Origin of the sequence: Roseivirga pacifica, from assembly GCF_900111145.1 — a bacterium.
Classification (GTDB): domain Bacteria; phylum Bacteroidota; class Bacteroidia; order Cytophagales; family Cyclobacteriaceae; genus Roseivirga; species Roseivirga pacifica.
On sequence record NZ_FOIR01000001.1, the window covers coordinates 207,277 to 234,259 of the forward strand.

Below are 26,983 nucleotides of genomic sequence, written 5' to 3' on the forward strand. Positions count from 1 at the left end.
GATTATTCGGGCATAAAATTGAATGACGATAAATGAGCAAGAGCCTTTAATAGATACATATGAGTTGTAGTTGTGGAGTAGAAGGTAAAACAGCAGGGTGTAACAACAATGGCGGCTGCGCCACCGGAAGTTGTAACAAACTCAACACCTTTGACTGGCTGTCCAATATGGACATACCCAGTCAAGACCGTTTCGACATTGTTGAAGTTCGCTTCAAGAATGGCCGAAAAGACTTCTATCGCAATACCAACAAGCTCGATGTTGTTACTGGCGAAGCCGTAATTGTAGATGTTCAAGGCGGGCATCACATGGGCTTTATTTCGCTTCAGGGTGAACTAGTTCGCCTTCAAATGAAAAAGAAAGGCGTAAAAGATGATGATCAAATTCGTCAGATTTACCGTAAAGCCAGCACAAAAGATTTAGAGCAATACGAAGAGGCAAAGAAGCGCGAAATGCCAGCGCTTTACCGCACCCGAAACATTATACTGGAGCAGAAGCTCGCCATGAAACTCACAGACATTGAGTTTCAATCTGATAATACTAAAGCCACATTTTTTTACTCGGCAGACGAACGCGTTGATTTTCGTGAGCTGATTAAAATCCTGGCTTCAGAATTCAAGATCAGGGTAGAAATGCGCCAAATTAGCTTGCGTCAAGAAGCTGGCCGACTTGGCGGCATTGGCTCTTGCGGCCGCGAACTTTGCTGCTCTACATGGCTCACGGAGTTCAAAAGTGTTTCAACTTCCGCTGCGCGCTACCAAAACCTCAGCCTTAACCCAAGCAAGCTTTCAGGCCAATGTGGCCGCCTAAAGTGCTGCCTCAACTATGAGCTCGACACCTACATGGAAGCGCTGGAGGACATTCCTGAGGTGACCAAGCTGAAAACCAAAAAAGGAGATGCCAAGCTTGAAAAGACCGACATCTTTAGAAAGTTGATGTGGTTTAGTTTTGCGGAAGAGAATACTTGGTACCCAATTGCTACGGACAGAGTAAAAGAAATTATTGCGCTAAATAAGAAAGGTGAACTGCCTGAAACTTTAACTGAAGACGTTTTTGAACTAGAGGTAAAAGACACGGCCATCAATCGCGATTTAGAGCGAATGGATGAGAAGTTCCGCAAGAAAGCCAACAGAAATAAGCGCAAGCCAAAACCGCGCAATAACAAGAATCGTGGCGGGCAAAACCCTAATAACAAGAGCACCAACCAACAACCAAAAGCCAAACAGCAAGGCCAAGGTCAAGGCGGGCAAAAACAGCGTCCTAACCAAAACAATGGTGGCAGCAAACCACAAAACAGTAACCAAAACGGCAATAAGAAACCTAAGAACAAGCGTTTCAAAAGAAAGAAGAAAACCAATGATCAATAAGTTTCAAGCCGTAGTGGCCATAATGCTGGTGCTACTACTTAGTGCCTGCAATTTTGACGCAACTTTTTCAGACAATCACGACTTTCAGGAAGGCCTTTGGAACATGGACTCTATCCCTAGTTTTGAGTTCGAAATTGGCAATGAACCGCTGCAAGATGTGGCCATTAAGGTAAGGAGCAACCTAGAATATCCGTATTACAACCTTTACCTACAATACACCATAACTGATCAACAAGGCACTGAATTAGCAAGCGATTTGGTAAACTTTGTGCTGTACGATGAAGAAACGGGTAAACCTCAGGGCAAAGGAAATAGCATTTATCAGTATGCCGCTCCCGTGTTGGAAGGCTATAATTTTACTCCCGGTACTTATACAGTTTCCGTAGCGCAATACATGCGCATGGCAGAGTTACCAGGTGTTCTTTCCGTTGGCGTTACCGTAACCAATAGCGAAAACTAGCCATTGTGCACCTCCACAAATCGGCCAATTTTTTCCTTTACCGATTCCTTGTCAATCCAATATTCGCGGGAATGAATAATGCGATGCGGCCAATTCTTAGCCTCATATAAATCAGGGTTATACACAAAGGTTTCTTTATTCGATGAACTCTCATAATACGAGTTATCATCGGTAGAAAGTAAGCCCAAGTATTTTCCTCGCCTCATTAACGTAATATCGGCATATGGTAAATCTAGCGCAGTACGGAAAGGATACTCCTTTTCCCATGCTGCTAGTTTTTGAGAAAGGTACCAAGCCTGCGGATGTTCTTCCTTTCTTTCAACATGTGGCGTGTATTGCTTTTCGGATACTTCTTGAGCATAACTTAGATAAGCCTTCAAAAGCTTTGGTCCTTCATTTTTGGTTTGTTCTACCTTCAATTCACTTGGTGCAATTGATGTGACCAAAAACACTTTTTGCTTGGCCCTGGAAATAGCCACATTTAGTCTATTTTCGCCACCAGCCTGATTAAGCGACCCAAACTGCACATTCATTTTTCCCTGCCTGTTTTTAGCATAAGCCAACGAGAAAATGATGATATCCCGCTCATCTCCCTGAACATTTTCGATGTTCTTCACAAACAATTTTTCAGAGAAAGAAAGCCCCGACTCCTCAATTAACTCGTTAATCAGTTCTTGCTGTCGGGCATTAAAAGTTACCACACCAACGGAAAGCTCAGTCTCTGGCTTGGCATACTGCTTTAGCAAGTCCAGTACCTTTTCAGCTTCTTGCTGGTTGGTCTGTTTCTCCCAAACACCGTCTTCCACCTGAATGTATTCAATGGCTGGTTCCACAGAGTTAGCTCTGCCAAATTCGGGTAGCATTTGCAGCTTTCCTTTGTAAAAATGTTGGTTCGAAAAGTCAATCAATGCAAGTGATTGACTACGATAATGTCCCTTCAGGTGAACTTCCATCAAGTATTGCTTTGTCAAGTCGAGCAAAGACTCTGCTTCTAATGCCATTTCATCTGAGTCTTCCTCCCAACGTACACGATACAAATCGAAAGGCTTAAGCTGTTGGCTATCTCCAGCCACCACCACTTGTTTTCCACGATAAATAGCCGGCAATCCGCGTTCTGCAAAGCACTGGCTGGCTTCATCAAAAATTACTAAGTCGAAAAGCGGCTCCATCGGGAAAATAGCTGAAACAGTTTCTGGCGATGCCAGCCAACATGGAATCAGTTTAAAAAGCTCTTCTGAAAAATTGGAAATGATTCTTCTTAGCGGCCAAATTCTACGTTGCTTATTCACCTGGTGCTCTAAATCGCGATACGTAACCCGATTATTTAAGCGATTAAACTCAATACCCTCATAAGTTTGCTCACGAATTCGCTGCAGCAATATTTGCTGGCTGGCCTCTTGTTTTAAGTGAACTGCCTCGCGCAGATCTGTGGTAAGCTTATCGAACTTTAGGGTAGAAACGGAACGCAGAATCGGGTACTTGCTTTCTAAGTGGTCGATCCACGCCAAGCGAATGCTATTATCAAAAAGTGATAACAATTCCTTTTTATCTCGATCCATATACTCGGTAAGCTTATCAACTACACCAAGCTCCGATTCATGGAAAGCATCCCGTAACTGATCCAACTCACATAAGGTATCAAAATCACGCTTAATGGTTCTTCTTAATGCTTTTAAGAAAGCATCATTACCCAAAAGCAAGTCAATCTGCCTTGGGAGCACATATTTATTCCATCGCTGGCGCTTGCCTGGCAAATCTTTCAGCGCATCGTGAATCTCATTTATGACAGCACGCAGCTCCTTAGTCGTAAGCTGATGGAGCGGAAAATACTCTCTGAAATTCGAGAAGGAGCTAAATCGTAACTTAGCTTGCACAGCCATATCCAAGCGATCGAACCACTCGTTCAGTTCTTCCTGGCTGGTCGTACGAGGCACTTCGCTTATCCAGCCCACGCTGTTAATCTTGGTTAGCTGGTGCTGCAAATTCAAGCGATTGTCGAGCTTCTCTGTTAACACTTGCAAGCCAGCCTTATCATCACTCAAGCCATTGGCCACAAGTATTCTGGCCAGCCTCAATTTCTCTTTAGAAAAATTCCATCTCAACGATTTCCAAACGCTCGATTTTGCATCTAGTCGCTGCTTCAGAATTACCTGAACCTCCCCTACTTTTCCCGATTCAATGCTTTGTTCTACCCCTGCTCCCTCAAAACATTTGTTAATGAGGTTCCTGGTATTTTTGATCCAAAGCGGTTCGGTTTCGCTGTTATTAAAGCCCACCATTGGTTTAAAAACAGCATAAATATCTTTGTTCTTTAAGTAGCTGTTGATCTCCTTTAGCTTCTCCAGGTTATCGCTAAAGGTTCGGCAAGAATCAAAATCCACCTCCTCGTTTACAATCTTAGATATTGCCTTGGTGTATGCCTTTGCCTCCTTCGGAATCTCTTCTAACAACGATACGATTTGCTTCAAGTCATTAGTACCGAACTTGGCAAAACTCACCCGATCAGACCATGGATGGTCTTCCACATCGAGTTTTTTGGCATAATCGATATAGAGATCGAGTTTCTTTACAAACTCATGCAGTTCATTAAAATGAAAATGATTGTACTCTTGGGTAAGCGAAATAGCCTCGGCATCGGGGTCAGAGGTGAGGTAAAGTTCTTTGGCCGAAAGCCCGCATTCTGTATCCTTGAAAAGTGCAGCCTTGTACTCATCGAGTTGATCGATGGTTTCTTCAATTTCTAAGCTCGCTTTTTTGAAGTTTCTATCAAGCTGAATTGCATCGAGGTTATTATTGCTACGGCTATAATCCTGCAGGCGCTCAATCTGTAAAGCAATTCGTTTATAAATGTCGTGTCTGTCGGATTTAAAATCGTGTACTAGGCCAATGAAATCCTGAATATCTATGGCCTTCAACCGTTCGTAAACCACATCTAACGCTGCCCGTTTTTGACTCACCACCAGCACCTTTTTGCCACGAGCAATAAAATCGGCCGCTAGGTTACCAATGAGCTGCGACTTGCCAGTTCCTGGAGGCCCTTGAACCACTATAGAATTGCCTTTTTTTACCGCATTCAGTGCATTTTCCTGGTGTGCATCGATGGGCAGAGGCGTGTATGACTCTTCCTCTTTGACCATGTTTAGGAAGTAACGCTCCAAATCGAGCGAACCATCTTCCTTGCTCGTATCATCCAGCGACTTATTAGCAAAGAAATCGTCCATATGCTCCCAATCTTCATGGGCCAGCATAAAGTCATAATCGGGCACCAGATAAGAATCGGCCTGCGGAAAAATACCGAGTACCGCTTCCATCTTCACATTCACTTCTCCAGTGCGATGTACCTCTTCAAACTCCTTGCGAGTAGTTGGTTCAAAAGCTATCAGCTCATCGGCATAATAGGCTCTATCAAAACGCAGTTGCATCAAGCTATCGCGTATGGTTTCGTACAGCACGTTGCGAAAGGCGGTTGAATCCTTCTCGTAATCATCGAAAGTGTATTCCACCAAATCCTGCATCAGTTCCACCTGGTTGTAATGCGCAAAGGCCAGCAGTAAGCTCTTATTGAAACTGATGTTTACCTCCTGCTTAGGGCAAAGCACCCAGTGGTTTTTCTCCACTTTCAATTCCATAGGGAAAAAGCAGAGTGGAGCCCTTACAATGGTATCATCATTGAATTTGCCATGAATAAATGGCCAGCCGATATATAAATCGCGCGCACCACTTTCTTGAAAGATAAATTCTTCCCTTCGGACCAATTTCTTTAGGCGAGTGGACAACTTGTTGGAATGTGGGTCGCGTGGATCTGAAACTGGGGCCAACTTGATCTTATTTTTGCCGGTAATCAGTTCGTCCATTATGCGCCAAGAAGGATTCCCATCCACAAAATTGAACTCGTGCAAATCGATAAACTGATCGGCAGGAAGTTTTAAAAGCGCTAGAGATCGGTTGTTACCCGAAAGGTTGGTGAGGCGTTTAAGGTATGACTGGAGGATGTCTCTCATTCGATGGCTGATGGTAGCAGTTTTGCTAATTACAGACTTATCCGAAAATAGTAAAAGTTAATGGTTGATTAGTTACTCGTTAACCGGAAATCAGGAGACACAGTATAAAAGTTAGCTAAATCCGAATAGAAATGACAAATATGTTATCAATAGCCCCAATGGTATGGTTGATAGCACAACCTTATTCCATTTCGGAACATTCACCTGCTTTTTGAATTGGATAATGTGAATTATTATAACCGTACCAAAGATGAGAATAAAGATTACGTAAACTACAATATAGTAAACACCATAAGGTTCGTTAGTCTTCATCAATGAAACGAGGCTAGTGACTGGCATTAAAAGTGTAATTGTACTCAATCCAATTGAAATCAATCGACCTGTTTTTAAGGTGTGCAAAAACAGCCAAGAGCCCAAGCCCAAGTCTAAAATGCAAGCTACAAAAGACACCCACACTAAACTGTCAACACCAGCTGATACACCAAACATAACTCCATTAAAGTACCAGTAGATAAAGCATCCAAATAATGTTAAAAAATAAGGAGTTAAGACATTTGCTCTTTTCTTCACCAGTCTACTTATTGAGTATCACAAGTATGCTAATTTTATTCTACCGATAACTACTTCCCGAAAGGAGAATCTGGTTCTTTAGCAAATACGTTGAAAACGATCTTGTCCATTCGCTTAGGCATCCATTTGTTTAAGAAAACGGCCAACTTGCCTTGGGTAGTGAAGACGATATCTCGCTTGCGTTTTTTAATGGCTGAGATGATGCCTTCTGCCACTTCTTCGGCAGTCATCATCTTGCCTTCATCGCGAGGCGATTCGCCCTGAGAAGAACCATCTGCCGTTAATGCTGCATTGCGAATGTTGGTTCCGGTAAAGCCAGGGCAAGCCACCAATACATGTACTCCTCGGTGCATTACCTCGGTGCGCAACGACTCGAAAAAGCCATTCATAGCGTATTTAGAAGCCGTATAAGCCGTTCGGGCTGGGGTGCCACGATAGCCATTGATGGAGGATACACCCACAATTGAACCTTTGGATTTTAAGATATGCGGCAAGCAGTATTTAGTCGCATAGAGCGTTCCATAAAAGTTGATATCCATTACTTTTTTGAAGACATCTAACTCAATTTCTTCAAACAAAGCGCGCATACTGATGCCGGCATTATTCACCAAAAAGTCAATCTGACCGAAAGCTTTAATGGTTTCGTCAACGAGCAATTTATTATCGGCTTCTTGTGCCACATCGAGCTTTAGACAAAGGTTAGGGCAATTCATAGCCTCAAGTTCTTCGGCTACAGCATTCAGGCGATCTTCATTTCGGCCGGTAATCACCAACTTGCAACCCTGCTTGGCAAAAGCCAGCGCCAAACCTCTTCCGATACCCGATGAGCCACCGGTAACAATTGCGACTTTGTTTTTCATGTTTTAAAGATAAATGAAAGTGCAGGTTTAAGAAGTCGCCTCTTTATACTTCTTATAATTATCTATCGCCACAAAGTAGTCAGGATCTTCTAGCACATTCACATCGCAAATCTTTTCGGCACGCTCGATAAGGCGCGTACAGTCTTTACTTAAATGGCGAAGGTGAATGGTTTTGCCTTCTTTCTGATACTTTTCAGCAAGTTTGTTAATGGCCTCAATAGCCGATTGGTCCACGATTCTAGACTCTTTAAAGTCGATAATCACTTCTTGCGGATCTTCTTTTACTTCGAACTTAGCATTGAAAAGACTTACCGAACCGAAGAAAAGTGGCCCATAAATTTCGTAGTGTTTTATACCGTGTTCATCAACCGATTTGCGCGCACGAATTCTCAAGGCATTCTCCCAAGCAAATACCAAAGCCGAAACAATCACCCCGGCAAATACAGCAATAGCTAAGTCAAAAATCACGGTAAGACCTGTCACCAGAACAATTACGATAACATCGGAAACAGGCACCTTATTGATGATTTTGAAGGTACTCCAGGCAAAAGTGCCTATTACCACCATAAACATTACACCTACCAAAGCGGCAATAGGCACCATTTCGATATAGGTAGAACCAAATAGAATAAAGGCCAACAAAGCCAGCGCTGCAACTACGCCCGAAAGTCTACCTCTACCGCCAGACTTTACGTTGATAATACTCTGGCCGATCATCGCGCAGCCTCCCATACCGCCAAAGAATCCGTTGGTTAGGTTAGCCAAACCTTGTGCAATACACTCTCTATTTCCATTGCCTCTGGTTTCTGTAAGTTCGTCTAAAAGGTTGAGTGTCATTAAGGATTCAATCAAACCAATCGCTGCCAAAATCACCGCATAAGGAAAGATAAAGCTTAGGGTTTCCATGTTCACAGGAATGATAGGTACATTGAAAGAAGGCAAACCGGCCTTAATGCCAGTTCCGCCACCATCTTGAATAAAGCTCTTAACTGTAGCGGTTTCCACACCACCCAAAATAACAATACCCGAAACCACCAAAATGGCTACCAAAGCAGCCGGAATATTTTTATTAACACGAGGAAGGAAAACCATAATCCCCATGGTCAGCAGTACAAAACCAAGCATTATGAAAAGGTCTTTTCCTGCCAACCATTCGCCACCTGCCTTAAACATGCCCAATTGCGACATGAAGATCACAATGGCCAAACCGTTCACAAAACCCATCATTACAGAGTGAGGCACCATTCGGATGAACTTACCGAGCTTGAGGAAGCCGGCTGACATCTGCACAATTCCGGTAAGCACTAACGTAGCAAACAAGTACTGAAGCCCCTGACCTTCGCCAAGTGCTTCGCCTTCGGCTACTAAATGCACCATTACCACCGCCAAAGCTCCGGTTGCTCCAGAGATCATGCCCGGTCGACCGCCAAAAATGGAGGTAATAAGCCCCATCATAAAGGCACCATAAAGACCAATGATTGGCGAAATACCTGCCACAAAGGCAAATGCAACTGCTTCTGGCACCAAGGCTAGCGCCACAGTTAAACCCGAGAATATATCGCTTTTGGTACTAATTCGATTCTTATCGATGATGGAAAAGGCCTCTCTGAATTTCATTTTAATCTCTCTTCTAGCTTAGCGCGCAAAGGTAGGGCTTCTATTGCAAAACACAGCCCTGAGCGTAAAGACTTTATGAAAACGATGGCTTAGGAAAAACCAAATTCAGTGGTGATCATCGACATCAAAAACCACCTAATCAGTTAAGTTTCAACCAAAAATCAGGTTTGTTATTTGATACGCAAAGGATATGCAGCTAAACTCAATTCTCTATCTTTGCGGCTATGACCCAGGGAAGAAGAAGCAACAAGTTTGTTAAGCGTGGAGAAATACTCGAAATCCGCATTAAGGATTATGCATTTGGAGGAAAAGGCATAGGGAAAATTCAGAACGAACACGGGGAGTTTGTGGTGTTCGTGCCCAATACATTACCAGGCCAGCTCGTAAAAGCGCAAGTTCAAAAGGCAAGCAAAACTTTTGCTGAGTGTAAATTACTTGAAGTGCTTGAGGCTTCTCAGAACGAAGTTGATATGCCTTATCAAGAAATCCCCGGGGCTCCTTACATTAAACTTCCCATTGAGCTACAGCACACGTACAAAAAACAAAGTACGTTGGAGCTTTTCAGGCGAATAGGAAAGGTAGAAAACATCGAATCTTACTTCGATGAATTTATCTCATCGCCCAGCACATTCCATTACCGCAACAAAATGGAGTATGCCTTTTCGGCCATTGGCTACGACCATGAACAAAAAACAGACGTGGATGAGTTTACGCTGGGATTCAAAAAAAGAGGCACTTGGTGGTGTGGCGATGACCTAAAAAAAGATTCTGGCTTGTTTGATGAGGAATTAGAAAACAAGCTAAGCGCCATCAAAGCATATTGCGAAAACACTGGCTTAAGCCCTTGGCATGGCCCAAGACAAGCTGGATTTTTCCGATTCTTTGTGGTCAGAAAATCTTTCAAAACGAACCAACTACTTTTTAACCTTGTCACCACATCTGCAGACTTACCAAAGTTTGACTTGAAGAAGTTCGCAACGTTTTTGGTTTCCCTTTTTGGCGACCGCGTAGCCGGGCTTTTGCACACCACCAACGATGAGGTTGCAGATAGAACCATTGCTACGACAGGGAAAATTAGACTGGTATATGGAGAAGATAAGATTGTAGAAGAATTGCTCGGTCTGAACTTTGAGATCAGCATGAAGAGCTTTTTCCAAACTAACCCAAAATCGGCCGAAAAGCTTTACTCAAAGGTGCTTGAGTATGCTTTGGAACGCAAGGACACAATCGATGATAGTATTGTGCTCGACCTGTTTTGCGGCACCGGAACCATAGGGCAGATACTTGCTTCAAAAAGTGAAAATGCACAAATAGTTGGGGTTGACATTGTAGAGTCGGCTATTAAAGACGCACGTGAAAATGCCAGCCGCAACAACATTACAGGGCTTAAGTTTTTCGCTGCAGATGTAGGTAAATTCTTAAGAGACCACCCAGCGTACAAAGGCAAAATAGGCACAGTTATTTTAGACCCAGCTAGAGCGGGGGTTGCTCCCAAAACCCTCAAGAAAATCATTGACTTGGAGGCTAAACGAATGGTTTACGTTTCGTGCAATCCGGCCACCCAAGCCAGAGATATTGAGCAACTTTCTCTAGCAGGGTACGTCCTGCAAAAATTCAGCTTGGTAGATCAGTTTCCTCACACCAGCCATGTAGAAAGTGTGATGTTGCTGGAGAAGGAAGGGTAAGAGCGATAGAAATGGCTCGGACAAACAAAATGAGTTGCTGTGGCAACTCATTTTAACTAAACATTACATCTCGAAGATCAGCCCATACGTACTGTTCTTGTTAAGTTTAATGCTACTTGAATAAACTCCGTAAGCTTGGTAAATTCTTGGTTGGCTATTAGTTTCTTATCCATAAGCTTAGAACCCATGCCTACACAATACGCACCAGCTCCAAACCACTCTTTTAAACTTTCATGGGTAGGTTCAACACCGCCCGTTGGCATAATACATGTCCATGGACATGGCCCAGCAATGGATTTGATAAAGCTAGCCCCACCAGATTCTTGCGCTGGAAAAAGCTTGACTATTTCTGCTCCCCATTCTTCTGCCTGATTAATCTCCGAAAGCGTTCCACAGCCTGCCGCCCAAAGTACTTTTCTGCGATTGCACACCTTGGCTATCTCATGGTTTAACACAGGCGAAACAATTAAATCGGCTCCCAATTGTAAATACAAAGCAGCCGTTGCTCCATCAACAATAGAGCCTACGCCAAGCATCATTTCGGGCAATTCCGTTTTGCATAGTTTATACAACTCACTAAAAATCTCGTGTGCCTGATCACCTCTATTTGTAAATTCGAAAACACGTACGCCCGCTGCATAACTAGCCTTCAATACTTCTTTGCAGGTTTTTAAGTCCTCATTATAGTACACAGGAACTATTCCTGTTTGGTGCATTTGTTGTGCAACTTCTATTCTGGTGAATCTTGCCATTATTTCCAGTTCAGTATTTTCTTAAAATCATAAATTTGCGGGCCACTTAGGTACGCTTTAGCTCCCTTGTAATCATTAGGAGTAATGTAGTGCATGTTTTCAAAAAAGAGCTTAGCAATTTCAGAATTCATATCCACTAACCTTGGAGGGATTTTCCCATCCTTTTCGAAATCACTTAAGTACAATGGAGTTATATCTCCGGTAGAATTGGCACTAACTATACAGCCCGTTTTACCTTCATTATATAACTTTTTAACCCCTAAGCCCAACAGTGAACATAAAGTTAAATCGAAACCAATTGGCCTAGCGCAACGCAACTCGTAGCCGAGCTCTACAGGCCTAGTTTTAACATCAATTTTTAAGGACTTTAGTTTTTTGCTTAACAGCACATTAAAAATATGTGCCTTTGATACATTCCCTAATTCCGGGTGCCCGTGGTCATCATAGGTAAGGTCAATCCCGGCATCTATCACTTCATTCATATCGAGACTATGGAATACGCCTTCACTTATTATGGCCACACCATACTCAACCCCCATCAACTTTCGCTTGATGATTGACGAAACAATTAGGTCGGTGATTTTGTCTAGGGTAACCTTGGTCCTGTTAAACATTTCAGGAATTATCATAATAGGATAATGACAGCCAGTGGCTATTCCAAAAGCTAAATGACCAGCCGACCGGCCCATTACTGACATAACAAACCATTGGCGGCTTGTTCTAGCATCTTCATAAACAGCATTGCCAATTCTTACTCCCTCATCCTTGGCAGAGTGAAATCCAAATGTGGGGTTTCTATCAGGCAGGGGCAAGTCATTATCAATGGTTTTAGGCACATGAATGTTGGATATATTAATGTGTTGGCTTGCCAGGTATTTTGAAATCCTATTGGCAGTAGAGGCAGTATCATCCCCTCCAATTGTAACCAACAATTTTACATTCTCTCGCTTAAATATCCCTGTATTGAAATCACTGTCTTTCGGTTTAAATCGGGCCATAATTAAGGTTGACCCACCACGATTCGCTATTCTATCTGCATGGTCAAAATCAAACTCTTTTATATCAGGGCTTTCTGAAAAAAGCCCCTGGTAACCGTAATGCACTCCTAAAACTCTATAACCGTCAGACATAAACGTTTTGGCCACAGTTGCAATTACAGCATTAATACCAGGGGCAGGTCCACCACCACAAATGATCACAACGCTAGGTTTCATTTGGCTATATTTTTATCTAATGATTTTTCCAAGTTGGGTGGCGTTCATAATTTGCTCTACTTCTTCTACTTTGCCTGTAAAATAATCGCCACTAATAGTATGCTTAAGTGCCGAAATCGCTAAGGCAAACTTCAGCCCATCTTGTTTGTCTTTGTAGTGATTTAATCCGTACAGTAAGCCAGCCATGTATGCATCGCCACCACCAATCCTATCCTTTATGTTGTCTATTTTTATTGTAGGTGCTTCAAATGCCTCGTTATCTGTTACTAAAACTGCCTTTAGGTTATGGTGGCTCGCACTTTGAATTGTGCGTAAGAGCATCGAAACGCCCTTTATTGAAGGAAAACGATCCATTAACTTCCTGTAGTCGGGCAACAACTGATCTACACTTTCAATTGCTGTGATTTTCTTAGATTCCATCTCTAAACCAGTAAGCGATTGGATAGTAGAGGGGTCACCTAAAACCGTAGCCGACTTTTCTAATAATGGCGAAATTACCTCAATAGGCTTTTTACCATAAGCCCATAGGTTTTTCCGAAAGTGCAAGTCACATGAAATGGATACGCCCAAATCATAGGCACGGTCAACAGCCTCTTGACAAACCATAGCTGCATTTAGTGACAACGCAGGTGTTATTCCCGACCAGTGCAAGTGTGTCACTCCTTCAAAAACCGCATCCCAATCTATATGCTCTGGTGTAAGGTCGTTTATTGAAGCGTGCCCTCTATCATATATTATTCTGCTGCTTCTAATGGAGCTTCCCTCTTCTAAAAAGTATAGCCCCACGCGCTCTCCAATGCGAGCAATATGCGCTGTATCTACCTTGAACCGATGCAGTTCTTGCAAAACTCTATCTCCCAAATCATTATTTGGCAAAGCGCTAAGCACACTTGCATCCCAACCCAACTGGGCTAAAATCATAGCTACATTAGCTTCAGAGCCTCCAATATTTAGGCGAAACTCATTTGCCTGAGTAAACCTAAGGTTATCGGGTACGGTCAAACGCATTAGCAGCTCGCCTATGCTGAGTATTTTCATCTTAAAGCGTTTAGGAGGGCACAATGCCCTCCGTTAATAAGTCTAGTTAAGTTTTGTAATTGTTTTGGATTAAATACCTAACCCTTGGCCACCGCCAACCTGAATTGTTTCGGCAGTAATAAAAGAGGCATCTTTACCAGCTAAAAAGGCTACTACTGAAGCAACTTCTTCTGGTTGCCCTAGCTTACCCAACAGAATGTTGTTCTTCCAAGAGGCAAACACCTCGGGCTTGGTAGACTTAATTTGTGCGTGGAATGGTGTATCGATAGTACCTGGAGATACTGCGTTTACACGAATACCATATTCTGCCAAATCTTTGGCCAAAGCCCTGGTTATTGCATGAACGCCTGCTTTTGAAGTTCCATAGATACCTGCACCTGGTCCACCGGCATTCCAACCAGCTATTGAGGTGTAGTTAATAATTGAAGCATTCTCTCCCTTTTTGAGATACGGAATAGCTGCTCTAGAAGCAAAAAACACAGAATCTAGGTTCAGCGCCATTACGTTTCTATAAAACTCAGTGGTCATTTCTTCGAACCTAGATCTACCACCTAAGCCCCCCGCATTATTTACCAGAACATCAATTCGGCCATACTTGTCGCCAATTGCTTTGATGTTGGATGTTACTTCATCTTCTTTTGTCACATCAAAACCGTAGTACTCTGCGGTAATGCCATCTTTTGAGAGTTCTGCTACTCTTTCGGCACCTTTCTCATCTTCAATACCATTTAGCACAACGGTATACCCTTCTTTTCCAAGTCTTTTAGCCACCTCAAAGCCAATGCCTCCGGTTGCTCCTGTTACTATTGCTACTCTATTAGTGTTTTCCATTTTGTTCTGTTATAAATATTTATGTTCTAGTCAATTGATTTAATTTCTTTTGCGAAGAAGTTGATTGATAAATACCCTAATGGCACGAATACAGCAATCATGATAAATATTGGCGTATAGGAATAACGCTCGGTAATAACCGGTACCAAGAAGTTCATAATGATTACAGAGAATATGCCGACAGTACCGCCCAGCCCTGCTAAGGAGCCCACAGATTTCCCACTAAACAAATCGCTTGGAATGGTCTGTATATTTGATATTACGAACTGAAAACCATATAGTACTACAGCTACAATTGCCACAAATTTTAGGGCTGTATCTCCCGCTAGAATGGTGGCTATGAGGCCTACAAACATGATAGCACAACCTACCAGAATAGTGCGTTTTCTGGCTTGGTCAACCGTGGCGCCATTTATCATTAATCTGCCAGAAAAATACCCCCCCGACAAACTTCCTAAAGCGGCTCCTACATACGGCACCCAAGCAAAAAAGCCAATCTCCTTTACATCAAAGCCATACACATCGGCTAGGTAAATTGGCATCCAGCCTACAAAGAGCCACCAAATAGGTTCGACAAAAAAACGAGATGCTAAAACAGCCCAAGCCTCTCTATGAGACAAAATCTGTCTCATACTAAGCCCAGGTTTTGAAGGATCTTCTTCCTTTTGCTTTATACCAGAGAGTATATACTCCCGCTCTTTTTCGGTTATCCATTTATGCTTAGCAGGAATAGATTTGTTAATAATAAGCCACGGAATGACCCAAAGTATACCTAGTAAGCCCAAAAGGACAAAAGTATATTTCCACCCAATGGCCACCCAAACCACTGCAATTAAAGGAGGCGCTACAATAGAGCCCATGGCCGCACCCGAATTAAAAATACCTTGCGCCAACGCTCTTTCCTTGGCTGGGAACCACTCTGCATTACTCTTTACAGCACCTGGCCAATTACCAGCTTCACCAAGGCCTAAAAGCACCCTGAAAAAGCTAAAAGAAAGCACTCCCTTAGCAAATGCATGTAGTGCTGTGGCCAAGCCCCAAAGGGTTATAGATACGACAAAACCTGCGCGTGTGCCTATTTTATCGAACATTTTTCCAGAAACCGACTGACCAATAGCATAGGCGACCAGAAATATATTTAGGATAAGGGCATAGTCGTTTTTATCCATACCCAAGTCTTTCGAAATATCTGGCCACATTATGGCCAATGCCGACCTGTCGATGTAATTAATGATAGTGGCCAAACAAACCAACCCAATGATCCACCACCTGAGTCCTTTAAGTTTCATTTCTTAGAATTTGTGGTGAATCAATTATTCTTCCTTATCGCCAAAATAGGCGACCCCAGAACCGTCAAGAAAATCTTCTCTAACAGGGCTAAACGTATCAATTAATTGACCTGCCTCTAAGCAAACTGCGCTATGTACTAGGTTGGGTTCTATGTAAACACCATCACCAGCTATAACAACTTGCTTAACACCATCAATCTCAAACTCGAATTTGCCTGCTACACAATAAGTAGCTTGTGTATGGAAGTGGCTATGTGGTGTACCTATTGCTCCTTCTTCAAAATTCACCAACACCATCATTATTTGGTTATCATAACCGAGCATTTTTCTAGAAACCCCTCCACCGAGTTTCTCCCATTCCATTCCTTCAGTTAAAATGTATTTTTCGCTATTCCTTTTCATGCTTCTATTTTTCTGTTTTTATGAATTGATATACTCCTGACCACTCAATTTTTCCTTTTGAAGTACTTATGCTATGGTTACTAGCTTTGCTATCATCGTTCAGTGAAAAAGTGAATTGATAAGTTGCTCCACTTTCTAGCGTAAGTTCTATTGCTGCATAATCTGCTGATTGATGTAAAACCGTCAGGTGAGATATAGATGAGAATAGATTAAGTGGTCGTTCGGTCGCATAATCGTAACTGCCGTGTATCTCGTACACACTTGCAAACAGGGTATTACCACTCTTTCTTCTATGAATTAGACCTGGATCCCGTCTCAGATTAAAGTTAGGATCGTTGGCTCCAATCCTTGTCAAAATGGCTTCATCTCCATCTTCTATAACAGAGGTAGCCGTATAAAACCTTTGGTTATTGAACCAAGTAATCTGCAACAAGTCGTTTTTTAATTTTGCCTGTGACTCTGCCCATAGATGCTGATAACCAGATTCTTCCCCCATAGGAGCCAAGTTATTATTAGCACTAAACTGTTGGTTTGACGCCATAAACTCACCCTTGTAGTAAAGCGGTAAATCGAATCTAGTACCGACAGGAGCTTGAGCAGAAAACAAGTCAATAACTAATGGATGCTCTAATTCAGCAATGTCCACAACAGCCATTGTTCTTTGCAGTTCAACATCTTTATAGGCTTTAGGCTCTTTAGCACTAACCACGTGCACACTAGGTGTAGCTGAAAAGAAGTAAGGAACACCAGAGGACTTTTCTGCTTCGTCAACCTTTCCATCAAAGTGAGAGTCTTTGTTAACAACAAGTGTATTATGAGCTATGGTCTCCTTGGCCCAGCTGTGATTCTCTTTTAAATAGCCACCTCCATCTTTGTGCTCTATGTTCACCCAGCGTGCGGAACCATAGTCTTGAATAACCTCCCCTTTTTCGTCATAAAGCAGAAATCCGAGCCTATCAAAATGCCCATGCCCCATTCCGTGCTTAGCGTATTTCATCACCAAAGTCAAGCTCTTACTCCGCAGAATACCGATTGCACCTTCAGTGCCATCTGCTCCATCTCTTAGTTCTATACTTTTGTAAGGAAACTTTACGACCTCTTGATCTGCCACACCCTTAGCCGCATCTAAACCAGAGTCGTTAAGCGGTACTCTACCTTGGGACTTAATAATTGAAAGTAGGCCAGCATCTTGCCCACCGTAGTGATAGGCCATACTCACTGCATTTACTAGCTCCCTAGAAGCTAGCGACATACCTTTTTGCGCATCGTTAATAGGGAAAAACTCGCCTTGAGCGTTGGTTTGATTAATCAGCGCATAGACAGCCTTTGTCAATAGCCCATTTCTGTAGTTCAATATCCCTAACTCAGGTTTCTTATTTGCCAATGCCTGAGCAAAGATCAAGAAAGGATACATGGCGTATCGTTGATAGTAAGGACCTTCGGTGTAGTAGCCATCGGGCGAAAAAGAATGATCTATTTGTGCTAAAAAGCCAGCTTCTTTCTGTCCCTCCAACTGAATAGCACCTCCATCATTGTCTTTTACAAAATCGCCAGGCACCTCTAAGTCTAAACCATAAAGCGCCCAGTCTACTAACTCCTCATCGTTCATTACCAAACCAATCATACCCACAGCGGCATTGCCCCATGTACTATGGTTATGTATTCTATTAAAGAATTGAGGGTTTTCTACCGATACATACTCGGCATATGGCCTAAACAGCTCCTTGTTGAGTTTAATCCTAGTTTCCTCATCGAGCCAATCGTAAATACAGTCATAAGCTTGGCTTGTATATACAAGCCAATTGGCATCGTTTAAGCACTGCCAGAACAACTTCCCTCGTGCATAGGAACGCTCTGCTGGGTGCTTACCTATTGTTGGCCACATTTCGGCATATGCCAACAACATATCCCTGATGTAAATGGCATACTTTTCTTCTCCGGTAATTTGAAAAAGCACCCCTGCTTTTTGCATGGCAAAATAATTCGCCTTGTGCCTTTCATGAGTATACCCACCAGCTAGGTCTTTTGGAATAGGAACCTCTATCCCCAATTCCATTTCTGACTGAACTGCCTGTTTTGCCTCTTCTACGGACTGGTCGAACAAAGGCACTTTTCCCAAGCTAGAGCGCATTAAAGAAACCCCTTGTGCCGTGAGTATAAGATTTGGGTGCTGCAGTCCATTGCCTGCTTCATTTTTTGCACATGAAACGGCTAATACAAGTAATATAATAGCAGTAACTAACCTCATTTATTTACTACTACATTAGTTTTTTCATAATGCCCTTTATTGGCATTTAGCCCATCAGACTTATTAAAAGCAATATTGGCAAACCTTGAAATTGGTTCTCCATTTGTCATGAACAGGTCTATTCCGGCACTCTGCGAGAATTTTACTCCCTCAACATTTAAATTTTGAACTCCATGAAACCTAAATGCAGCGTTCACTTTGTTTCGGCTTCCTTTGCTGCTGTTATTCACTGTTACATCAGCCACTGAAACAATTGGCCCAAATGTGCTTTCATCCGTGCCCCCTCTATAAATGTTGGCAATAGCACCCTGCACATCTGTAAATCTGGTATTTTCAATACGAACATTTTCTACATTATAAATACCCAGATCTTCAACCTCCATGTCCATTGTCATAATGGCACCGGTAACATTTACAAAGTTAGAATGCCTTATTACCACAGAATCGGCAAATGTGTGTTTAAAGGACTTTAGGAAATCGAATGAATGGTTTTTGTCTAGATTGGTTATCTCGCAGTCTCCCACCACCAATGCATAGTTCTTATTCATAGAATACTTGCTGGTGCTCACCACGTTGTTACCGGCTTGATCCGGAGATTCGGCACCATCAATATGAACGTTTGTTAACTGAAGAGCTCCTCCGTTTTCTATTTTAAAGAAGCTTTGCTTTTCAGATAAAATCTTAGCCTTATCGCCTCCTTGTGGGCTTACAATAGAAACTGGGCTATTGATATAAGCATATTTCGTAAGCAAATACTCCCCACCATTTTCCAGTTCAAGCACATCGCCTGGCTGCACATTCTCCAATGCCTCTAAAATGGTATTTGTACCCGCAGCAACTTTTACAACCTTACCCGAATTAAATGCCTTTACACTGCCATCTTTTGGGTAGTAACTTGCTCCCACTTCATTTTTATTGATGGGTAACTTTACCTCACCAAAGTTTATTTTATCGGTTAGTTCTTTATCAGGTGCTACAAGTCCATTTTCATTTTTAGCCAATGCAAAAGGGACTTTGCCAAAGCCATTGTTAAAGGGAGGTTCGGCTTCTTCATTCATCAAATTCCCTTCGAACTCAATACCGGATACATCGTCATAAATAGTAAATGGGTTGAGGTTGGTTTTTGATATAATGAGGTTGTGCTTAAAAGAAGAACCAATAGGCACTGCAGACCGCTCCTCATCACTACCAGCACATAACTGAATGTAATCTGAGTTAACCACAATATTGTTCTCCATATGTGAGTCTACTACTTGGTTATAGCGATTTATTGGTGAGTTGGGCACTCCGTTCATAATCACTAAAGCCCCTCTAAACCTGTGGCCAGTTAAGCCTGACAGGTAGTTGTTCTTCACAGTTTGGTATTCATTTATTATTCGAATACCACCAGTATTAGCCTTTCTGTTTCCTAAAAAGTAGTTTTGCTCGACCAATGTATGGTGGCCGTGACGCATTGTTAGCGTGCCTTGACTTTCAAAGAAAACATTGCCGGTAAATTGGTTGCCACAAGCTTTATTCGAGATAATTTCATGTTCTCCGTTTACCCTATCAAAGTAGTTATTGCGAACTATGGTATTAGAGTAAGTTCTGGAGTAGTGGCTTGTGCCAACCCTAAGGGTTTCGCCACCATTAGAACCCAAAACTTGTCGAGGACCGAAGTAGTTTTTTTCAATTACATGGTTGTTCTCTCGGCTTTCTTCAGTGGTTAGCTTTACTGCAAGAGTAACCCCTCTGTTTCCTTTACCAATAAGCGAGTTATGGTCAAACCTGTTGTTTTTTCCGTATATGGCCACCCAGGTATCTCCATCGAACCTCTCAGGGTTGGAAAAACTATCGATAACACAGTTTGTAACCCGAGAATTGTTTGCAAGTTCTGACTTACCCGTTTTAAAAGAGATTACCTCACTTGTTGGGGTATAACCATTTTTAAAAACCAAACCAGAAATTTCAATAAACTCCCCTGAAAACGCCAGATTTGACTGCCCCGTTAGAATTACTTTTCCTGGAGTTTCTGCCTTTAAAGTAATCGGCTTTTCTTTAGTGCCTTTTGCCTTCAGCCTCAACTCAGCATTGTGCCATTCACCATTGGCTAAAACAATGGTTTCGCCTGGTTTTAGATCTTTAGTTGCCTTTTCGTACTCTTCCAAGTTTTGAACTAAAGTGCCTTCGAAAGGCTGGCTGCACGACAGTACAACTATTGATAATATAAAAAGTAAAGCGTGTGCTTTTTGCTTCAAGCGCATGGTTAATCTTATCATTCGAACAATTTTTTCAGGTTTTGCACTAATCGTGAGTAACCTCTAAATCATAATATTTAACAGTGGCGTAGGCTCCATCATCTGTAGTAGCTAGGTAGTTACCAGCTTTAAAGTAGTTTTCGAAGACACTCCACTTTTGCATATGCACATCGCCATATACAAAGGTCTCGTCATCGTTAAGTGTTACCTCTAGCCTACCAGCAGATGCTACTACCTCTAATGTGAATTTCTCATGCCCCACAATGGTTGAAAAATTTCGTCCTTCATCGTCTCCCCAAGCAGCCGTATGAAGTATCTCGGTATCTGATGCGTTTAAATCTTTTAGCACCTTTGTTTTAACCCTTACTTTCCCATCGTTCCAATAAATTTTTAGAATAGGGGGGGCATTGTTATCATCTTCGCCTATCAGATCCCTTTGCTCGTTGGTTAGCCTACCGTGAATTTGCATGATGATGGTTCGGTGAGGTTTGCCATCACCATCAGAAGAGATATCCTCTACCGCCAACGTGCCTCTCATTCTACCTCCTTGATCAAAAGTCCAGTTGGTATTGTTGCTTCCAGGTACCATTTGCTCGCGCAACTCTGTTCGGGAATAAGAAGAATTGGCCGTAGAAGACTCTGGGTATGTATAAAAAACCAAGGCAGCATCCGTAGAGTCGTTATACATAAATGGCAGTAGTTGCTCATTAGTAGCATAACTCAAAATTTCTGGAGGTTCTACCTCAACTGGCTTTCCTGATGAATTTGATATGGGCAGCGTAACTTTCCAGTTAGAAAGATCTATTTCCGGCAACTTGTATTTACGCTGAATAAGGGGAGGCTCTGGTGTTAGAGCCTCCTTCTTACACGCGCTAGCCGATACGAGCAACACTACCGACAGTATGAAAAGGTATTTCATTAGGTACATTATTGTGCTAGGTCAATAGAAAGTGCATCAGCCCTAGCCTCAACCCCTTGATTGGTGATTAAAATGGCCATTGTTGAATTTGCTCCAGAATTAAACGGTAATTCAACTCTTACATAGGCATCTGCATCTGTTTGGTCCGTACCTTCAAAAGCGGCCAATGTAGCACCAGCAACTTCAGACAGATCCGAAATACCTCCCCCCAACACTGTTACAGTTAAAGCACCTGGGTTATCAGTCTTCAGAGTATAATAGTATGTTAGAATGTAATCGGTATTGGGAGACACCTCCATTTCCTGATAGGCTATACGGTCACCAGCAGAGGGAAATTTAGATGCTTGAGAACCTTCATGAACTGGGCTGGAAGTAATTTGAATCACTCCCCCAAAATCATTTCTCCAAGAGTCCCTTCCGTCACCAGTACCATCTGGCAAACTATTATCTTCAAAACCAGCTTCCAGAATATTAGGAATAATTGCCGGAGGAGCTTCTGGCTCAATTACCTCGATTACCGCCTCATAAGTATCGGTTACTCCTAAGTTATCCGATGCAGTGAGCTTTACCGTATAGGTACCTTCAGCAGGATATGTATTCGAAGGGTCCAAATCGGTAGAAGTATTACCATCTCCAAAGTCCCATAAGTAAGTTGTTGCACTATTAGATAGATTGGAGAAGTCGTACTGAAGAAAATCAGTATCATTTTGAGTAGCCGAAAAACTTGCAGTAGGAGGAGTCTGATCTGGAATAGAGCCTTCCTCTGGCAACTCAAAAGTAAAATCGCAAGAAGTTAGTATTGAAGTAATGATTACACCCATCAATACACTCAAAAACGCTTTGTTATTTTTAGTAGTCATTTTTATATCCTTTTGAGGTTAATAACCAGGGTTCTGTGTTAGCAGCCCTTTACTAAGATTTATTTCGGCCTGAGGTATTGGCAACAATAAATCTGTATCTGAGAATGAATAGTTATTTGCAGCAGAGAAGGCTGATAGGACATCTCTGGCAACACCAAGCCTCACCAAGTCAAACCATCTGTGGTTTTCAAAAGCAAGCTCAACCCTTCTTTCGTTGAGCAAATCTTCTTTAGTAATAGTGGCCACAGGAGTAGTAATGCCTGCTCTACTTCTTACTTGCTGAAAGGATGAAATAGCGCTACCCGATGAAGTTTCATTTGCTCCCGCCATTATAGCCTCCACATGCATTAGCAAAACATCTGCATAGCGAATTACAATCCAGTCGTTACCAGCAAGGGTCGGGTCTGTAGATGTTGCAGGTATTCCCAAGCTTTCATCACCATCTGGTAAATACTTTACTACTTGGTATTCTGTTGGCTGCCTTTGGTCCTGTCTATAGGAATATTGGGTTCTTGCACCACCTAAGTTGTCTAATGCCTCTCTGGCCTCTGTGGTTACGTAGTTAACGCCCGAGGTACGGCCAACGGCATTTAACCATTCTGAAGAAAAGTTTTGACTATCGCTTGTTAAGTCTGGCAAATAACCGATAGCAAAAATCACTTCATCGTTTGATTCACTATAGAACACATCTCTAAAATCATCTTCTAGAGAATACTCTGTTCCAATGATAGCTTCTAAAAGCTGTTGTGCTTCAACGTAGTTGGTGCCTTGGGTTAAATATACCTTGGCTAACATGGCCTGAGCCGCTGCCTTTGAGGCTCGGTTTATAGAAACCTTGCCCAGCTTAGCTACTGCATCTTGAAGGTCGCTTGTAATTAGGCTGTAAACATCAGCTGTGCTTGTTCTAGTAAAGCTTAAGGCCTCATCTTCTGGCCCAATTACTCTATCTAATAAAGGAACATCGCCAAATAACCTTACTAGATTAAAATAGGCATATGCTCTTACAAACTTAGCTTCACCTTCGAATTGATCGCGATTTGCATCTGAAGCCACATCAATGTTTTCCAGTACTAAATTAGCCCTGTATATAACGTTATACATACTTCGGTAGTAATCGAGCACAATACCATTGGTAGACTGAATAGTATAACTCTCAAACTGAGCAGCCTCACCCTCACTTGATTTAGTTCGGGTATTGTCACTCCTCATTTCGGTTATGTAAAATTCATACTGAATTGAGTGATTATCGCTTGTAGATGTTGAATTCACGCCTTGAATAGCATCATACATAGCAATTACACCTGTTTCTAACTGCTGGTCGTCAACAAAGTAGTTGCCACTACTAACTGCCGCAGTTGGCGCTATGTCCAGGAAGTCTTCGCACCCCATTAGCACAAAGAGAAATAGGATTGATATTTTTATATGATTCTTCATATCTACTTTCTTAAAACTCTAAATTGATACCTAGTGAGACTGTGCCGAAAATTGGTGATCCGGCACGCTGATAACCCCAAGTTGTTGGGCTAGTGCTGTAGATTGACTCTGGGTTAAATCCAGTGTAGTCATCTGCTGTCCAGTAGAATAGGTTCTGACCAGAGGCATACACACGCAGGCTGTTCATTTTTAACTTACCTGCTAACGAGCTAGGGAAATTATAACCTAACGTAATGTTGCGTATAGCAATGTAAGACGCGTCTTGTACGATATCATTTGTAAAGATTTTTTCGCGAATGAATTCTTGGTCTGGAGTTATAGATGGATCGAAATCTTGAGAACTATTGAAGTGATTGAATAAATACTGATCACCCATATTTCTAACCTCTGCCCCATGACTTCCCTGAATCATTATGCTCAAATCCCAGTTTTTATAACTTACAGCATTGATCATACTCCAGATCAAGTCTGGATAAGGGTTGCCAATAATGGTTTTATCGTCATCATCTATTATACCATCACCATTCAAATCTTTTACGTATACGTCCTGAGCCTCACCACCCACTGGGTGATATGGGTTGTTTAGGTATTCTAAGGGAATGTCTCTATCTACAACCCATCCATAGAAAGATGAAATTGGATTTCCTTCAAGGTTAATCCACTCTGCAGCTCTCTTGGAGTCTACATTCTGAATTTGTCCGTTTGCCTCACCAAAGTTTTTGAGCTCGTTTTTGTTTTTAGAAACAAGCAGCGTGGTATTCCACTCAAAGGTTTCGTTGCTAACATTTCTTGTTCTAAACTCCACTTCAACTCCACTATTTTCAACTTCTCCTAGGTTAACCAGTGCATTGCTAAAGCCAGTGGTAGTAGAAACAGGGTTATTTAAAAGTAGCTGGTCACTTGTGCGTATGTAGTAATCTAAAGAGCCAGAAAGAACTCCGTTGAACAAACTAAAGTCTAATCCCGGATTGAACTCTTCGGAACGTTCCCACTTAAGGTCTGGGTTGGCGATGTTAATTGCTTGATAAGATGCAATTAGGCTTGCGTCTGTAACCGCGGTGCCTGGCGACATTAATGACAGGTATGGGTAATTATCTACCAGAACATTACCTGTTTGCAATGTTTTATTTCCGGTAAAACCATAACTAGCCCTTACTTTAAGCTCGTCTACAATTGAATTATTTGATAGAAATGCTTCTTCAGAAATTCTCCAACCAGCTGAAATGGCAGGAAAATTACCATACTTATTATTTGGCCCAAAAATAGAACTACCGTCTCTTCTAAAACTTGCAGATACTAAATACTTATCATCAAATGCATAATTAACCCTAGCAAAATAAGACTGGAACGTTTCCCTATAACTGGTAGATGTGGCTGAAGCGATTGTTGTAGCAGCAGAAAGCGTTCTTAACAGATCAGAATCATAGCCTGTACCTGTAGTGCTTTCAGCATGTGTGTCCCAAGTTTCTGCCGAGAAACCCGCCACGGCACTTATCTCATGATCCTCTATAGTTTTGTTGTAGGAAAAATAGTTTTCTGAAACTAAATGGATTCTATTGAATGAAGAAAGATCGTATTGAGTTGCAGCGGCACCATTACGGCTAGATTCAACACCCTGCCATCTATCTCTTCTCGTGTTTTGGTAATCGGCCGCTAAAACAGCCCTAAACTTAAGGCCATCTAAAACCTTATATTCACCAAAAATTTGCCCATAAGCCTTGAACTTATAATCGTTTCTGTCTCGTTCAAGAACCTTTGCCGCAGGGTTGGTATTCGATGTATTGCTGATATCTACCAGAACACTACCATCTCCATACAAGTCATAGTTATCGAAATGTCTTTGTAGGGCATAATCTCCTACCTGAACATCTGGATACACATTTCTATCTACAAACTGAATTGTGTTTTCATCGTGGTAAACTGGTAGCCATGGTGTCTGTCTTAAAATATCGTGTGTAGAACCATCAAACCTTCTTCTGTCTGAGTATGAAGGTGAGAATCGAGCGCCAAACTTAAATTTATCACTTACTTGAGTTTCAACATTTAGGTTAAAGGTGTAACGCTTAAAGTCATCTGTCAACAGCACACCTTCATCGTGCAAATAGCTCAAGGCGGTACTAAACTTAGTTCGGTCATTTCCCCCACGCGCAGTAATAGAGTGGCTTTGAATAGCCCCACCATCAAAAATCACATCCTGCCAATCTCTATCTACACCAATGAGCTGTTTGTAAAGCGTTCTGTCCGATAACTCACCATTGGCCTCCAATTCTGCGGCAGCTGTTTCTGCAATAGAAAAGTAGTAGGCATCGCTCTGTCTGGCTTCTTTAAGGCCGTAATAACCGTTATAGCTGAACTTGGTATCTCCTGCAGCCCCTTGTTTTGTGGTAATTATAATTACTCCATTAGCACCTCTAGAACCATAGATAGCTGCCGAGGCAGCATCTTTCAATACCTCAAACGACTCGATTGAGTTCATATCAAGCGCACTCAGGTAATCTTCGTCTACAACCAAACCGTCTACAACTATTAATGGAGACGAACTACCACTAACCGAACCCGTACCTCTAATCCTTATGGTTGGGGCAGAACCAGCCTCTCCTTCAGTGCTACTAATATTAACACCCGATACCTGGCCTACAAGCGCATCATCAACTCTGGCAACAGGTAGCTTATCAAGGTTTTCATTAGTTACTTTGGAAATAGCACCCGTTAAATGTGACTTTTTCTCTGTTCCGTAACCAATAACAATCACCTCGTCTAGTTCCTTAACATCGGTCTTTAGCACCACCTCTAAAGTGGTTTTATTACCAACCATTACCTCTTGTGTAACATAGCCAATAAAGGAAAAAACAAGTGTATCAGTAGGTGATGCAGCAATTGTGAACTTACCTTCTGCATCTGATATTGCTCCTAACTCTGTTCCTTTAACTCTAATAGTTACGCCAGGAATTGTTTCATTAAAATCACCAGTTATGGTTCCCCTTATGGTTTGAGTTTGTTGAGCAAACAACAGCGGATTGCTCATCATCATGAATAGGACAATGACCCATGATGTAGTCTTAAGAAATCTTTTCATTATTTAGTTTTTAGATGGATTGAAGTATAGAGGCAGGATCTATGAATTTGATAATTACTCAACCATCATCTATCTTTGATGACATAGAGTAGATACATACTGGACTTTTGGCTATTGTACTGT

At 42.0% G+C, this 26,983-nt stretch carries 19 protein-coding genes; 3 read left to right on the forward strand and 16 right to left on the reverse strand.

What is annotated here, in order from left to right; genetic code table 11:
• Nucleotides 1-59 precede the first annotated feature (59 nt).
• Both BMW98_RS00950 and BMW98_RS00955 read left to right on the forward strand, forming a co-directional pair.
• On the forward strand, nucleotides 60-1,367 hold the full coding sequence (locus BMW98_RS00950) for a PSP1 domain-containing protein (RefSeq protein ID WP_090256519.1): 1,308 nt from the start codon (nucleotides 60-62) through the stop codon (nucleotides 1,365-1,367).
• A complete protein-coding gene (locus BMW98_RS00955; RefSeq protein WP_162844631.1) occupies nucleotides 1,357-1,827 on the forward strand; it encodes a gliding motility lipoprotein GldH in 471 nt (156 codons plus the stop codon). The genes BMW98_RS00950 and BMW98_RS00955 overlap by 11 nt, the downstream gene beginning before the upstream one ends.
• On the opposite strand, the gene BMW98_RS00960 is transcribed toward BMW98_RS00955, so the two are convergent.
• From BMW98_RS00960 to BMW98_RS00975, 4 genes are all read right to left on the reverse strand, one after another.
• Entirely contained in the window at nucleotides 1,824-5,828 is a 4,005-nt protein-coding gene (locus tag BMW98_RS00960; RefSeq protein WP_090256521.1) for an AAA domain-containing protein, read from the reverse strand. The genes BMW98_RS00955 and BMW98_RS00960 overlap by 4 nt on opposite strands.
• A gap of 111 nt (nucleotides 5,829-5,939) precedes the next feature.
• A complete protein-coding gene (locus tag BMW98_RS00965) occupies nucleotides 5,940-6,398 on the reverse strand; it encodes a hypothetical protein (protein ID WP_139177328.1) in 459 nt (152 codons plus the stop codon).
• Between the two features lie 50 nt (nucleotides 6,399-6,448).
• The gene (locus BMW98_RS00970; RefSeq protein ID WP_090256523.1) at nucleotides 6,449-7,258 is read right to left on the reverse strand and encodes an SDR family oxidoreductase; all 810 of its coding nucleotides are present in this window, start codon (nucleotides 7,256-7,258) and stop codon (nucleotides 6,449-6,451) included.
• A 27-nt stretch (nucleotides 7,259-7,285) separates the two neighbouring features.
• Nucleotides 7,286-8,875, reverse strand: coding sequence for a SulP family inorganic anion transporter (locus tag BMW98_RS00975; RefSeq protein ID WP_090256524.1), 1,590 nt, complete (start codon nucleotides 8,873-8,875; stop codon nucleotides 7,286-7,288).
• A 224-nt stretch (nucleotides 8,876-9,099) separates the two neighbouring features.
• On the opposite strand from BMW98_RS00975, the gene rlmD reads away from it, so the two are divergent.
• Nucleotides 9,100-10,560, forward strand: coding sequence for a 23S rRNA (uracil(1939)-C(5))-methyltransferase RlmD (gene rlmD / locus BMW98_RS00980; protein ID WP_090256525.1), 1,461 nt, complete (start codon nucleotides 9,100-9,102; stop codon nucleotides 10,558-10,560).
• A gap of 77 nt (nucleotides 10,561-10,637) precedes the next feature.
• Here the strand turns inward: rlmD and BMW98_RS00985 are convergent, their stop codons facing one another.
• The 12 genes from BMW98_RS00985 to BMW98_RS01040 form a co-directional block, all read right to left on the reverse strand.
• Complete coding sequence (locus BMW98_RS00985; RefSeq protein WP_090256526.1) at nucleotides 10,638-11,312, reverse strand: bifunctional 4-hydroxy-2-oxoglutarate aldolase/2-dehydro-3-deoxy-phosphogluconate aldolase; 675 nt, start codon at nucleotides 11,310-11,312, stop codon at nucleotides 10,638-10,640.
• Nucleotides 11,312-12,526: a 6-phosphofructokinase gene (locus BMW98_RS00990; protein WP_090256527.1), complete on the reverse strand. Its 1,215-nt coding sequence runs from the start codon at nucleotides 12,524-12,526 to the stop codon at nucleotides 11,312-11,314. The genes BMW98_RS00985 and BMW98_RS00990 overlap by 1 nt, the downstream gene beginning before the upstream one ends.
• 12 nt (nucleotides 12,527-12,538) lie before the next feature.
• A complete protein-coding gene (locus tag BMW98_RS00995; protein ID WP_090256528.1) occupies nucleotides 12,539-13,564 on the reverse strand; it encodes a sugar kinase in 1,026 nt (341 codons plus the stop codon).
• A 69-nt stretch (nucleotides 13,565-13,633) separates the two neighbouring features.
• Nucleotides 13,634-14,395 carry an SDR family NAD(P)-dependent oxidoreductase gene (locus BMW98_RS01000; protein WP_090256529.1) on the reverse strand — a complete coding sequence of 254 codons (762 nt, stop codon included), beginning with the start codon at nucleotides 14,393-14,395 and terminating at the stop codon, nucleotides 13,634-13,636.
• A 26-nt stretch (nucleotides 14,396-14,421) separates the two neighbouring features.
• Nucleotides 14,422-15,684, reverse strand: coding sequence for an MFS transporter (locus BMW98_RS01005; protein ID WP_090256530.1), 1,263 nt, complete (start codon nucleotides 15,682-15,684; stop codon nucleotides 14,422-14,424).
• Between the two features lie 24 nt (nucleotides 15,685-15,708).
• Complete coding sequence (locus tag BMW98_RS01010; RefSeq protein ID WP_090256531.1) at nucleotides 15,709-16,086, reverse strand: cupin domain-containing protein; 378 nt, start codon at nucleotides 16,084-16,086, stop codon at nucleotides 15,709-15,711.
• A 4-nt stretch (nucleotides 16,087-16,090) separates the two neighbouring features.
• Nucleotides 16,091-18,334 carry a heparinase II/III domain-containing protein gene (locus tag BMW98_RS01015; protein WP_090256532.1) on the reverse strand — a complete coding sequence of 748 codons (2,244 nt, stop codon included), beginning with the start codon at nucleotides 18,332-18,334 and terminating at the stop codon, nucleotides 16,091-16,093.
• Entirely contained in the window at nucleotides 18,331-20,592 is a 2,262-nt protein-coding gene (locus BMW98_RS01020; protein ID WP_222843591.1) for a polysaccharide lyase 6 family protein, read from the reverse strand. Before BMW98_RS01020 ends, BMW98_RS01015 begins: the two co-directional genes overlap by 4 nt.
• A gap of 25 nt (nucleotides 20,593-20,617) precedes the next feature.
• Nucleotides 20,618-21,490 (reverse strand): polysaccharide lyase family 7 protein, encoded by an 873-nt coding sequence (locus BMW98_RS01025; RefSeq protein ID WP_090258171.1) that lies wholly within the window; start codon nucleotides 21,488-21,490, stop codon nucleotides 20,618-20,620.
• A gap of 8 nt (nucleotides 21,491-21,498) precedes the next feature.
• Nucleotides 21,499-22,350 (reverse strand): PKD domain-containing protein, encoded by an 852-nt coding sequence (locus BMW98_RS01030; RefSeq protein WP_090256534.1) that lies wholly within the window; start codon nucleotides 22,348-22,350, stop codon nucleotides 21,499-21,501.
• Nucleotides 22,351-22,368: 18 nt separating this feature from the next.
• Nucleotides 22,369-23,784 (reverse strand): RagB/SusD family nutrient uptake outer membrane protein, encoded by a 1,416-nt coding sequence (locus BMW98_RS01035; RefSeq protein WP_090256535.1) that lies wholly within the window; start codon nucleotides 23,782-23,784, stop codon nucleotides 22,369-22,371.
• 10 nt (nucleotides 23,785-23,794) lie between these two features.
• Nucleotides 23,795-26,860, reverse strand: a complete 3,066-nt coding sequence (locus BMW98_RS01040) for a SusC/RagA family TonB-linked outer membrane protein (RefSeq protein WP_090256536.1) — start codon at nucleotides 26,858-26,860, stop codon at nucleotides 23,795-23,797.
• Between the last annotated feature and the right edge of the window lie 123 nt (nucleotides 26,861-26,983).